An 11,830-nucleotide genomic window follows, 5' to 3' on the forward strand; every position below is an offset into this window, starting at 1 on the left:
GGCGTGGCGCCGCGCGTCGTGAATGCGAACAGCCGCGCCGCGACAGGCGCCTGTTGAGCAAGCAAGGCGGCCCACGATGCGTGACGGTGCACGGCGGCGTACTCGTGATAGTCGAGTCCCGCGCGCTGCAGGAGCTTGTCTTCCATCGAAAAACCCAAGGGTTCCACCAGGTGGAGCGTGCAGCCGGTGTTGGCGGCCATACGGATCACATTGCCGGTGTTCGGCGGGATCTCCGGTTGCACGAGAACGATGTTGAACATGCGGTGCAGTGAAGGGTGCGAGGATGAAAGCGAGCGCGCAGAGCGAGTGTCCGCAGGGCCCGCGCGGCAGGCTCAGGCCGGCGTGCGCGCAAAGACCCAGACCTGCACGTCGGCCACGCCGCTCTTCAGCAGCAGCCGCGATAGTTCGCCCAGTGTTGCGCCGGTGGTCATGACGTCGTCGATCAATGCGACGCGCAAGCCCTGTAGCCGGACCGTCTGTGCGATGGCGAAGGCGCCGCTCACGTTGGCCGAACGCTGTTCGCGTGGCAGGGCGATCTGGTGCGGCGTGTCGGTGACGCGCAGCAGTGCGTCCGCGCTGCAGGCCAGGTTCAAACGCCTGGCCAGTTGCGCGGCGAGGAGCCCCGCCTGGTTGTAGCCACGCTCGCGCAAACGCGTGGCGGAGAGCGGCACCGGCAACAGCAGATCAACGCCGGCTGCCGGCGGTGGGATTCGCGCCGCCAGCAAGCCGGCCAGCGCAGGCAGCAGATCGAGTGCCTCGTTGAACTTGAACGCCGTGAGCAGACCGTCCCAGGGGTAGCCGTAGTCGCAGGCCGCGATGGCGCGCGACCAGGGAGGCGGAGCGCGCAGGCAGGCGCCGCAAAGCAGCTTTCCGCTCGGGGCCCGCAGCGCGCAGCGATGACAGCGCGGGAAATCGGCCCCGAAGCGCAAGGCGCAGTCGGTGCAGATGCGCGCGGTGGCGCCGACGGTATCGGCATGGCAGACCGCGCAGCGGTTGGGCCAGTGGTCGAGCCAGGAGCTCAGGCCGCGCAGCCGCGGGCGGGGGTGCAGACAGCTCGGCATGAGCGGCTCAATATACTGCCGCGCCGATGAGCACCGTCCCTCCTGTCCCAGCGCCACAGCCCGGCCCGCAGCCGAGCGCCGTGCAGGCGCATCTGCGCCGAGCCGCGCAGTCCGCGCAGTCACCGTGGCTGCACCGCGAAATCGCGCAGCGGATGGCCGGGCGACTGTCTGTGGTGCTTGCGAAACCGGTGCGGGTGATCGATTGGTGGGCCGCACTCGGCGGCAGCGGCGGTGCGCTGCGCACTCAGTACCCGAGGGCGCACATCGAGGCGGTCGAGCCGACCGACGCGCTGCTGCAGCGCAGCCGGCGCGCGGCCCGTGCGCCCTGGTGGTCGCCACGGCGCTGGCGCGCTGCTTCGTCCTCGGCGTGGCGCGAGGACGCGCTGCCGCGCGAAGCGCCTGCGCAACTGTTGTGGGCGAACATGATGCTGCACTGGAGCGCCGATCCGGCGGCCACGTTCGCACACTGGCACGAGGCCCTGGCGGTCGACGGCTTCGTGATGTTTTCCTGCTTCGGTCCCGACACTTTGCGCGAACTGCGTGCGCTGTATCGGAGGCTGGGCGAACCGCCGCCCGCGCATGCCTTCATCGACATGCATGACCTCGGCGATGCGATGGTGCATGCCGGCTTCGCCGATCCCGTGATGGACATGGAGCGCCTCACGCTCACCTGGGCCGATGCGCCGAGCGCCCTGGCAGAGCTGCGTACTCTGGGCGGCAACGCTTCGGCGCAGCGACAGGCCGGACTGCGCACCCCGCGCTGGCTGGCCCGCCTGCACGAGTCGCTCGCGAGCGAGTTGACCGGCCCGGACGAGCGCCTGCATCTGACGTTCGAGATCGTCTACGGCCATGCCTTCAAGCCGGTGCCGCGGGTGCGCGTCGCGGCGCAAACGCGCATCTCGCTCGACACGCTGCGAACGATGGCGCGCAGCGGCGGCAAAGGTGCGGCCGATGCCTGAGTAAGTGAGGTCGCGATCAGCGGTGCGATAGACTCCCGCGCTGTGCGCAGGTGTCGCGGTATGGTCCGCGCCACGTGCGACAACGCAGCAAGGAGCCAGCAGCATGTCAGCGCCCACCTTACCGGACGGGCTGCCGGCGCACCTGATCTTCGGGCAGGTGCATGCCAGCGACGGACGCCGCGACAACGCGGCGATCTCTGTGGAGTGGGTTCTCAAGCGCAACTGCTCGCTGTCGCCCTCGCAACTGCTGGCGGTATATGCATCTCTGTGCGTGATTTCGTTGGGAATAGCAACATACTTCTGGGTCCAAGGTGCCACCCTGGTGATGCCGTTCGCATGGGCCGAGGTACTCGTGTTCGGTGTGACCTTGTTGCTTTATGCGCGTCACGCCGCCGACCGGGAACGCATCGCGCTGCAGTCGGGGCGCCTGACGGTGGAGCATCAGAACGGCGGGCGCGTCGAACGCGCGGAGTTCGTGTCCGACTGGGTGCGCGTGGAGCCGCAAGGTAACGATCGATCCTTGATCGAGCTGTCGGGTCAGGGCCGGGTCATCGCGGTGGGTCGCTACGTGCGTCCCGAACTGCGACGGGCGCTGGCCGAGGAGTTCCGCACGGCCTTGCGGCAATGGCCGTCGGGCGGTGAGTCGAGAGATTAGTTTGGAAGCGAGCATGATGAAGACGATCAAGGCCCTCAGGAGCGCCGCACTGACTGCGCACCGGCAACTTGTCCAGGCCGGTCTCGGCTTGGCGGTCCTTTTGACGACGACCGCCGCACGTGCTGTCAACGACCTGCCCGGCGGGCCGGCCGTTAATCAGCTCGACCTGCATCCTCCGGCGACGCGCATCGCCGCGGAGCAGCTGTGGTTGCACAACTTCATGATGATCCTGTGCACGCTCATCTTCCTCGGCGTGTTCGGGGTGATGTTCTATTCGATCCTGAAGCACCGCAAGTCCAAGGGCGCGAAGCCGGCCAACTTTCACGAATCGACCACGGTCGAGATCGCCTGGACCATCGTTCCTTTCATCATCGTGATCTTCATGGCGTTGCCGGCCACGAAGGTGGTCGTTGCGATGAAGGACACCACCAACGCCGACCTGACCATCAAGGCCACGGGCATGCAGTGGAAGTGGGGCTACGACTACATCAAGGGCGAGGGCGAGGGCATCGCCTTCGTCTCCACGATCGACGCCACGCACCGCGCCATGTCCGACGCCGGCCAGCCGGCCGGCGACGACTACCTGCTCAAGGTCGACAACCCGCTGGTCGTACCGGTCCAGCAGAAGGTTCGCATCATCACCACCGCGAACGACGTGATCCACTCCTTCGCCGTCAACTCGCTCGGCATCAAGCAGGACGCGATCCCCGGTTTCGTGCGCGACACCTGGTTCCGCGCGGAGCAAACGGGCGACTACTACGGGCAATGCCAGGAGCTGTGCGGCAAGGAGCACGCCTATATGCCAATTCACGTGAAGGTGGTCTCGCAGGACGACTACGCCGTCTGGGTCGAAGCCCGGAACAAGGAAATGTCGGCCCTGGCCGACGACCCCGCCAAAGTGTGGGTTCTGCCGGAACTGACCGCGCGCGGCGAGAAGGTCTATGCCGCCAACTGCGTGGCCTGCCACCAGGCCAGCGGCAAGGGGGCCGGGCCGATCAAGCCGCTCGACGGCTCGGCCATCGTGCTCGACGCCGACAAGTCCAAGCAGATCGCCATCCTGCTGCATGGGGCCGGTGGCGGCGCGATGCCGCCGTGGCCTCAGCTCTCCGACACGGAGATCGCCGCGGTCGTGACCTACACCAAGAACAGCTGGTCAAACCAGACCGGTCAGATCGTGCAGCCGGCCGACGTGGCCGCCGCCCGCAAGTAATTCCAGCCGTCTCTCCGAGGACATCCCATGAGTGCAGTTCTCCCCCACGATCATGTCGGTCACGGCCACGACGAAGCCCACGCGCACCCCCATGGCTGGCGGCGCTGGATGTACGCCACCAATCACAAGGACATCGGGACGCTGTACCTGCTGTTCTCGCTGACCATGCTGATGATCGGCGGCGTGCTGGCGATGGGCATCCGCGCCGAGCTGTTCCAGCCGGGCCTGCAGCTGGTCAATCCGGAGCTGTTCAACCAGCTCACCACCATGCACGGCCTGATCATGGTGTTCGGCGCCATCATGCCGGCCTTCGTGGGCTTCGCGAACTGGATGGTGCCGCTGCAGATCGGCGCGGCCGACATGGCTTTCGCGCGCATGAACAACTTCAGCTTCTGGCTGTTGATCCCGGCGGCCATCATGCTGTCGGCGTCATTCTTCATGCCCGGCGGCGCGCCGGCGGCTGGCTGGACGCTCTACGCGCCGCTGACCCTGCAGATGGGTCCGTCGATGGACATGGCCATCTTCGCGCTGCACATCCTGGGCGCCAGCTCGATCATGGGCTCGATCAACATCGTGGTCACCATCCTCAATATGCGCGCGCCCGGCATGACGCTGATGAAGATGCCGATGTTCGCCTGGACCTGGCTGATCACCGCCTATCTGTTGATCGCAGTGATGCCCGTTCTGGCGGGTGCGATCACCATGACGCTGACCGACCGCCATTTCGGCACCAGCTTCTTCAACCCGGCCGGCGGCGGCGACCCGGTGATGTACCAGCACATCTTCTGGTTCTTCGGGCATCCCGAGGTCTACATCATGATCTTGCCGGCCTTCGGCATCATCAGCCAGATCGTGCCGGCTTTCTCGCGCAAGCGGCTGTTCGGCTACACCTCGATGGTCTATGCCACCGCCTCGATCGCGATCCTGTCGTTCATCGTCTGGGCGCACCACATGTTCACCACCGGCATGCCGGTGACGGGCCAGCTGTTCTTCATGTATGCGACCATGCTGATCGCGGTGCCCACGGGCGTGAAGGTGTTCAACTGGATTGCCACCATGTGGCGCGGCTCGATGACCTTCGAGACGCCCATGCTGTGGGCGGTGGGCTTCATCTTCGTGTTCACGATGGGCGGCTTCACCGGCCTGATCCTGTCGGTCGCACCAGTCGACATCCAGCTCCAGGACACGTACTACGTCGTGGCCCACTTCCATTACGTGCTCGTGGCCGGCTCGCTCTACGCCATGTTCGCCGGCTACTACTACTGGAGCCCCAAGTGGACTGGGGTGATGTATTCCGAGACGCGCGGCAAGATCCATTTTTGGGGCTCGCTGATCTTCTTCAACATCACCTTCTTCCCGATGCACTTCCTCGGCTTGGCCGGCATGCCGCGCCGCTACGCCGATTACCCGATGCAGTTCGCCGACTTCAATGCGCTGGCCTCGGTGGGCGCGCTCGGTTTCGGTTTGATGCAGGTCTATTTCATCGTCTTCGTCGTCTTCCCCGCCATGCGTGGCATCGGCGAGAAGGCGCCGCAGCGCCCCTGGGAAGCGGCTGAAGGCCTGGAGTGGGAAGTGCCGTCGCCGGCGCCTTTCCACACCTTCGAGACCCCGCCCAAGCTCAACGCAGCGGCGACGCGGATCGTCGACTGAGGCGATGCGGGCAGTTACAAGCGAGCCGCAGATGGCCACCACGCGCGAGCAACGCAAGAAGAACCTGCGTCTGGCACTGATCCTGGCGTCGGTGGCGCTGGCGTTCGCGCTCGGCCTGCTCGCCAAGCTGACGCTGTTCGGCGCCTGACCGGCCGTTATGAACAAGCCTACCGACCGCGACGCCGGCGGCAAGTCCCCCGGCAGTGCAGGCATGCGCGGCGACAACCGCCGCATGCTCGGCAAGCTGGCCGTCATCACGGTGATGATGTTCGGCTTTGGCTATGCGCTGGTGCCCTTGTACGAGGCGGTCTGCGAGGCGCTCGGCATCAACGTGCTGTCTTTGTCCGAGCGCAACGCCACCGGCGCCGGCCTGGGCACCGCAGCGAACACTCAGATCGACCGCAGCCGCACCGTCACGGTCGAGTTCGACGCCAACGCACGCGGGCCCTGGGACTTCAAGCCGGCCGTGCGCTCGCTCGAAGTTCACCCAGGCGAGCTGACCACGGTGATGTACGAGTTCCGGAACACGCAGAACCGGGCGATGTCCGCGCAGGCGATTCCCAGCTACGCGCCCAAACAGGCGATGCGCCACTTCAACAAGCTCGAGTGCTTCTGCTTCAACGAATACCAGCTGCAGCCGGGCGAGTCCAAGCAGTGGCCGGTGGTGTTCTACGTCGATCCGAAGTTGCCGAGGGACGTGCGCACCATCACGCTGTCCTACACCTTCTTCGAAGTCGGCGGCAAGCCGGTCGCGCAGCAGTCCCCCGAGTCGCAAAGCGCTGAGCCGAGGGTCAAGGCGCCGTCATGAGCAGTGACCTGGGGTCCGCGGCGCGGCGCAAAGGCTCGTTCCGCCAGACGGCGCGGGCGGTAGCCTGGTCGTTTTTCGGTGTGCGCAAATCGGCCGACCAGGAAAAGGATCTGAGCGAGATCAACCCGGTGCACGTGATCGTCGCTGGCGTCATCGGTGCGCTGCTGTTCATTGCCGCGCTGATCGGCCTGGTGAGCTGGGTCATCGGCAGCGGCGTGGCCAGCTGAGCGCAAAGAGTCACGATTCGAGTACGCAAACAAAAAGGTCGAGCGGCAGCCGGCGGAGCGGGCCGCCTCGAAGCAGGCTTTGAATCCCCGAAAAGAGTTCTCAGGAGAAAACATGTCGGCAGCAATCCAGGGGCAAGCGCCTTACTACTTCGTGCCGGGGCCCTCGCGGCACCCGATCATGGCCGCCATCGGCCTGTTTTTCGTGATCCTCGGCGCTGGCCAATGGGTCAACGGATCGGACTGGGGCGCCTGGTCGGTGCTGTTCGGCCTGGTCTGGTGGGCCTTCGTGCTGCAGCAATGGTTCCGCGAAGCGATCAGCGAGAGCGAGAAGGGTCTGTACGGCCACCGCGTCGATCTGTCGTTCCGATGGAGCATGAGCTGGTTCATCTTCTCCGAGGTGATGTTCTTCGGCGCCTTCTTCGGCGCGCTCTACTGGCTGCGCCAGCATTCGGTGCCCAACCTGGGCGGCCTCGAGAACGCGCTGTTGTGGCCCGATTTCAAGGCGGTGTGGCCGAGCATGGCGGCCGGCGCGACCGCGTCGCCGGCCGGCGTGGTCGAGCCCTTCACCACCATGGGCCCGTTCTGGCTGCCGACCATCAACACGGCGCTGCTGCTGACGTCGGGCGTCACGCTGACCATCGCCCACCATGCACTGCGTGAGAACCACCGGGGCAAGACCATCGCCTTCATGTGGCTCACGGTGCTGCTCGGCGCCACCTTCCTCGGCGTGCAGGGCTACGAGTACTACCACGCCTACACCGATCTGAACCTCAAGCTGAGCAGCGGCGCCTTCGGCTCGACCTTCTTCATGCTGACCGGCTTTCACGGCTTTCACGTGCTCGTCGGCATGCTGATGCTGCTCTTCATCACGATCCGCATCATGAAGGGCCACTTCACGCCGGATCGTCACTTCGGCTTCGAGGGCGCGGCCTGGTACTGGCACTTCGTCGACGTGGTGTGGCTGGGCCTGTACATCGTCGTGTACTGGTTCTGAGTTCTCCGGCTTGCCCAACGAAAAGAGCGCTGCTGGCGCTCTTTTCGCTTTTTACCGGAACAAAGGCAGCCCGGTCGGCTCGATCCAGCCCAGCTTGTAGGCCACCAGGATGAAGACGAACAGCGCCACCGACAGCCCGATGCGCAGCGCCAGGGCATGCAGCATGCGGTTGCTCTTGGGCTTGCCGTCGCGGCCGTCACCCAGCAAGGCGCGGCCGGCGGATGCCAGTGCCACGATGATGCCGAAGAAGGCCAGCCCCACGATCCACTTCATGCGCTCACTGTATGGCAACGCCAGGGCGCGCTTCGTGTGAGTGCCAACGCCCGCCGCTGGGTCGTCTTGCTCGCCACGCTGGTCGCCGTGGCGGTGACCGCGCGCCTGGGCCTGTGGCAGCTGTCTCGAGCCGCCCAGAAGGAGGCGATGCAGGCCGGCCTGCAAGCGCGCGGCAGCCTGCCGGCGCTCGCGCCCGCCGACCTCGCGCGCAGCCCTGAGACCGCCGCTGATCAACATTACCGCCGCATCACGCTCGGTGGCCGCTGGCTGGCCGAGCACACCGTCTTCCTCGACAACCGGCAGATGAATGGACGGCCCGGTTTCTTCGTTCTCACACCGCTCGAAATCGCGCCGGGCGAAGCGGTGCTGATCCAGCGCGGCTGGGCGCCGCGCCACCGGCTCGACCGCGCGCTGCTGCCACAAGTGCCGACACCGTCGGGCGCTGTGAGCGTGAGCGGCCGCATCGCCGGGCCGCCGGGTGCCCTTTACGACTTCGCCGAGGGCGAAGGCGGCCGGCTCCGGCAAAATATCGACCTCGAAGGCTACGGTCGCGAGACCGGCCTGTTGCTTCGGCCGCTCACGGTGATGCAAAGCAGCGACGAAGCCCCTCACGATGGCTTGTTGCGCGAGTGGCCGCTCCCCGCGGCCGACGTTCACAAGCACTACGGCTATGCCTTCCAATGGTTCGCCCTGGCCACCCTGTTCACCGGTTTGTATGTCTGGTTCCAACTCCTCCAGCCCTGGCTACGGCAGCGACGCTCGCACCGCTGAGGCGGCGACGCCCGAGCCGCTGAATTTCGCGGTGCACAGCCTGCCTGCGCCCGTGCTGCCCAGCGCGCAGGCGCGTCACGGCCGGCTCAAGATGCTGCTGGTGCTGCTGGTCTGCGCCGCGCCGGTGATCGCGTCCTACGTCACCTATTACCTTATCCGTCCGCAGGGCGGCACCAACCACGGCGTGCTCATCCAGCCCCAGCGGCCCTTTCCGGATTCGCGAGCGCTGCCGCTCGCGGATTTGCAAGGCGTGAGCGTCGCCCCGGTGGCGCTCAAAGGGCAGTGGCTGCTCGTCACGGTGGCGGGCGGCGCTTGCGACGCGCTTTGCGAACGGCAGCTCTATCTGCAGCGCCAGTTGCGCGAGGCGCTCGGCAAGAACCGAAACCGCGTCGACCGCGTGTGGCTCATCGACGACAACGTCGCGGTGCGTCCCGAGCTGCTGCCGGCCCTGCAGGGTGCATTGGTGCTGCGTGCGCCGCGCGAGGCGTTGACCGGATGGCTGCAAGCGGCCCCGGGGCAGAGCCTGGCGGCGCATTTCCACGTCGTCGATCCCCTGGGCAACTACATGATGCGTTTCCCCGCGCCCAGCGATGCGTCGGCCATCAAGCACGACCTCGAGAAGCTGCTGCGCGCCTCGTCGAGCTGGGACCCGGCAGGACGCTGAAGCGCACATGGACAGCCCCTCGCTCGTGGATCTGCAGCCGCTCGCACGCATGGCGCTGCTCGGCATCCTCATCGCGCTCGGCCCGTTGGCCTGGGTGTGGGCGAGCACGCGCGGTGCCGACCGCGGCCGGCGCCGGCACGCCTTGGCCCTGCTGACCCTGTTCCTCACCTTCGACCTGGTGCTGTTCGGCGCCTTCACGCGGCTCAGCGACTCGGGCCTGGGCTGCCCCGACTGGCCCGGCTGCTACGGAAGCGCCAGCCCAGTGGGTGCCCGCGAGTCCATTCGGGCCGCCGAAACGGCCCTGCCGAGCGGCCCGGTCACCCATGCGAAGGCCTGGATCGAGATGCTGCACCGCTACCTGGCCACCGGCGTGGGCGTGCTCATCATCGCAATGACGGCGCTCGCTTGGCAGCAACGGCGCGAGCAGCGCCGCCAGCCGAAGCGCGCGCCGATCCACGCGCCGCCGTTCACATCTCCCTGGTGGGCGACGGCCACGCTGGTGTGGGTCTGCATCCAGGGCGCCTTCGGGGCTTTCACGGTGACGCTCAAGCTGTACCCGGCGATCGTCACGGCGCACCTGCTCGGCGGTCTGGCCTTGCTGGTCCTGCTGGCGGTGCAGGCCTGGGGCGGGCGAGGCGAGCCGGTGAGGATCAGTCCGGCGCTCCGGCGCGGCATGGTGGCGGTGGCTGCGCTGGCCGGGCTCCAGATCGCACTCGGCGCCTGGGTCAGCACGAACTACGCGGTGCTGGCCTGCACCGATTTCCCGACCTGCCAGGGCCGCTGGTGGCCGGTGATGGATTTCGATCAAGGTTTCACCTTGCTGCGACCGCTCGGTGTCGGCGCGGGTGGCGGCTGGCTGCCCTTCGAGGCGCTGACCGCCATCCACATGGCGCACAGGCTCGGCGCCGCGGTGCTGCTGACCGCACTCGCCGCACTGGCTTGGCGGCTTTGGCGGCATGCGGCGCTGCGGTCTTTTGCCTACGGCTTGGTCGCCATCGCCCTCTGGCAGCTGGCCAGCGGCGTCGGCAATGTCGTGCTCGGCTGGCCGCTGGCCGCCGCCCTGGGCCACACCGGCGGCGCGGCGGCGCTGGTGCTGCTGCTCACGGCGCTGTTGGTGCGCAGCGCTGTCGCCGAACAGGCCGAGGCCGACCTTGCAGGCGCTGGCATCGCTGGCGCCGGGAACGTCGCGCGACGCCCGGGCGCCGTGGCGGCCCGCAGCACGCCCTAGGATCGGCGCTTCCATGTCCGACACCCTCGCGACCTCTTCCACTGCATTGCCGGCGTGGCTGGCCCGTTGGCGCCAGTTCAGCGCCCTGACCAAGCCGCGCGTGGTGCAGCTGATCGTGTTCTGCGCCGTCATCGGCATGCTGCTCGCGGTGCCCGGCTGGCCCTCGCTCGCCGCCTGGGGCGTGGCGCTGGCGGCGACGGTCGGCATCTGGCTGGTGGCCAGCGCCGCGGCGGCCTTCAACTGCCTGGTCGAGCAGACGATCGATTCGAAAATGAAGCGCACCGCCTGGCGGCCCACCGCCAAGGGCGAACTGAACAACCGGCACACGCTCGGCTTTGCGTTAATGCTGTGCGGTGCCGGCATGACGGTGCTGGGGTTCTGGGTCAACGCGCTGACCATGTGGCTGACCTTCGCCACCTTCGTCGGCTATGCAGTCGTCTACACCGTGCTGCTCAAGCCGGCCACGCCGCAGAACATCGTCATCGGCGGAGCGTCGGGGGCGATGCCGCCGGTGCTGGGCTGGGCGGCGATGCGCGGCGAGGTCGGGCCCGAGGCGCTGATGCTGTGCCTGATCATCTTCCTGTGGACGCCGCCGCATTTCTGGGCGCTGGCCCTGTACCGCTGCGAGGACTACGCGCGCGCCGGCCTGCCGATGCTGCCGGTCACGCACGGCAGCGACTTCACTCGCCTGCAGATCCTGCTCTACACCTTCGTGCTCTTCGCCGCGACCTTGCTGCCTTTCGTCTACGGCATGAGCGGGTACCTCTATCTTGTCGCTGCGGTGCTGCTCGGCGCCGGCTTCTGTGCCCACGCCTTCAAGCTGTGGCGCCGCTACAGCGAGGCGCTGGCGCGGCGCACCTTCCGTTTTTCGATCTGGCATTTGTCGCTGCTGTTCGCCGCGCTGCTGACCGATCACTACCTGGACCCGCTGCTGCGCGGTTAAACCGAATGCTCCGACGTTTTGCTCTTCTTCTTGTCACGGCCGCGACCCTGCTCGCGGGCTGCGAGCGCCAGGCACCCGCCGCCGGCTTTCAGGCCATCGACATCACCGGCGCCGACTACGGCGGCGAGCTGTCACTGCCGGACATCAGCGGCCGCCAGCGCACGCTCGCCGACTTCAAGGGCCAGGCGGTGGTGGTTTTCTTCGGCTTCACCCATTGCCCGGATGTCTGCCCGACCACGATGGCCGAACTGGCCGCGGTAAAGGAAAAACTGGGCGAAGACGGTGAGCGGCTGCAGGCCCTGTTCGTCACGGTCGATCCCGAGCGCGACACGCCCAAGCTGCTCGAGCGGTACATGGCAAGCTTCGACCCGAGCTTCATTGCACTGC

At 67.0% G+C, this 11,830-nt stretch carries 16 protein-coding genes; 13 read left to right on the top strand and 3 right to left on the bottom strand.

Features of this window, described 5'->3' with window-relative positions; translation table 11 throughout:
• Positions 1-260: tRNA (cytidine(34)-2'-O)-methyltransferase (locus H0W38_RS07195; protein WP_292452471.1), on the bottom strand; the 260-nt coding region annotated here is incomplete at its 3' end.
• A gap of 72 nt (positions 261-332) precedes the next feature.
• Positions 333-1,061, bottom strand: coding sequence for a ComF family protein (locus H0W38_RS07200; RefSeq protein ID WP_292452473.1), 729 nt, complete (start codon positions 1,059-1,061; stop codon positions 333-335).
• A 26-nt stretch (positions 1,062-1,087) separates the two neighbouring features.
• On the opposite strand from H0W38_RS07200, the gene H0W38_RS07205 reads away from it, so the two are divergent.
• The 8 genes from H0W38_RS07205 to H0W38_RS07240 all read left to right on the top strand — a co-directional run bounded on the left by H0W38_RS07205 (position 1,088) and on the right by H0W38_RS07240 (position 7,564).
• Complete coding sequence (locus H0W38_RS07205) at positions 1,088-2,020, top strand: biotin synthase (protein WP_292452475.1); 933 nt, start codon at positions 1,088-1,090, stop codon at positions 2,018-2,020.
• A 103-nt stretch (positions 2,021-2,123) separates the two neighbouring features.
• Positions 2,124-2,675 carry a DUF2244 domain-containing protein gene (locus tag H0W38_RS07210; protein WP_292452477.1) on the top strand — a complete coding sequence of 184 codons (552 nt, stop codon included), beginning with the start codon at positions 2,124-2,126 and terminating at the stop codon, positions 2,673-2,675.
• Positions 2,676-2,691: 16 nt separating this feature from the next.
• Complete coding sequence (gene coxB, locus H0W38_RS07215) at positions 2,692-3,885, top strand: cytochrome c oxidase subunit II (protein WP_292452496.1); 1,194 nt, start codon at positions 2,692-2,694, stop codon at positions 3,883-3,885.
• 27 nt (positions 3,886-3,912) lie between these two features.
• Positions 3,913-5,535, top strand: coding sequence for a cytochrome c oxidase subunit I (gene ctaD, locus H0W38_RS07220; protein ID WP_292452478.1), 1,623 nt, complete (start codon positions 3,913-3,915; stop codon positions 5,533-5,535).
• A 31-nt stretch (positions 5,536-5,566) separates the two neighbouring features.
• Positions 5,567-5,683 carry a cytochrome oxidase small assembly protein gene (locus tag H0W38_RS07225; protein WP_292452479.1) on the top strand — a complete coding sequence of 39 codons (117 nt, stop codon included), beginning with the start codon at positions 5,567-5,569 and terminating at the stop codon, positions 5,681-5,683.
• Positions 5,684-5,746: 63 nt separating this feature from the next.
• Complete coding sequence (locus H0W38_RS07230; protein ID WP_292452498.1) at positions 5,747-6,343, top strand: cytochrome c oxidase assembly protein; 597 nt, start codon at positions 5,747-5,749, stop codon at positions 6,341-6,343.
• Positions 6,340-6,570, top strand: a complete 231-nt coding sequence (locus H0W38_RS07235; protein ID WP_292452481.1) for a DUF2970 domain-containing protein — start codon at positions 6,340-6,342, stop codon at positions 6,568-6,570. The genes H0W38_RS07230 and H0W38_RS07235 overlap by 4 nt, the downstream gene beginning before the upstream one ends.
• A gap of 112 nt (positions 6,571-6,682) precedes the next feature.
• Positions 6,683-7,564, top strand: coding sequence for a cytochrome c oxidase subunit 3 (locus tag H0W38_RS07240; RefSeq protein WP_292452483.1), 882 nt, complete (start codon positions 6,683-6,685; stop codon positions 7,562-7,564).
• 51 nt (positions 7,565-7,615) lie between these two features.
• Here H0W38_RS07240 and H0W38_RS07245 read toward each other — a convergent pair whose 3' ends face one another.
• Positions 7,616-7,837: a DUF2909 domain-containing protein gene (locus H0W38_RS07245; RefSeq protein ID WP_292452485.1), complete on the bottom strand. Its 222-nt coding sequence runs from the start codon at positions 7,835-7,837 to the stop codon at positions 7,616-7,618.
• A 36-nt stretch (positions 7,838-7,873) separates the two neighbouring features.
• On the opposite strand from H0W38_RS07245, the gene H0W38_RS07250 reads away from it, so the two are divergent.
• The 5 genes from H0W38_RS07250 to H0W38_RS07270 all read left to right on the top strand — a co-directional run.
• The gene (locus H0W38_RS07250; RefSeq protein WP_292452486.1) at positions 7,874-8,608 is read left to right on the top strand and encodes an SURF1 family protein; all 735 of its coding nucleotides are present in this window, start codon (positions 7,874-7,876) and stop codon (positions 8,606-8,608) included.
• Positions 8,553-9,272 carry a hypothetical protein gene (locus H0W38_RS07255; RefSeq protein WP_292452488.1) on the top strand — a complete coding sequence of 240 codons (720 nt, stop codon included), beginning with the start codon at positions 8,553-8,555 and terminating at the stop codon, positions 9,270-9,272. Before H0W38_RS07250 ends, H0W38_RS07255 begins: the two co-directional genes overlap by 56 nt.
• 7 nt (positions 9,273-9,279) lie before the next feature.
• Positions 9,280-10,500, top strand: coding sequence for a heme A synthase (locus tag H0W38_RS07260; protein WP_292452490.1), 1,221 nt, complete (start codon positions 9,280-9,282; stop codon positions 10,498-10,500).
• A 13-nt stretch (positions 10,501-10,513) separates the two neighbouring features.
• Positions 10,514-11,443 (top strand): heme o synthase, encoded by a 930-nt coding sequence (cyoE, locus tag H0W38_RS07265; RefSeq protein WP_292452492.1) that lies wholly within the window; start codon positions 10,514-10,516, stop codon positions 11,441-11,443.
• A 5-nt stretch (positions 11,444-11,448) separates the two neighbouring features.
• Positions 11,449-11,830: SCO family protein (locus tag H0W38_RS07270; protein WP_292452494.1), on the top strand; the 382-nt coding region annotated here is incomplete at its 3' end.

It is taken from the genome of Methylibium sp. (assembly GCF_013817365.1).
GTDB lineage: Bacteria > Pseudomonadota > Gammaproteobacteria > Burkholderiales > Burkholderiaceae_C > Methylibium.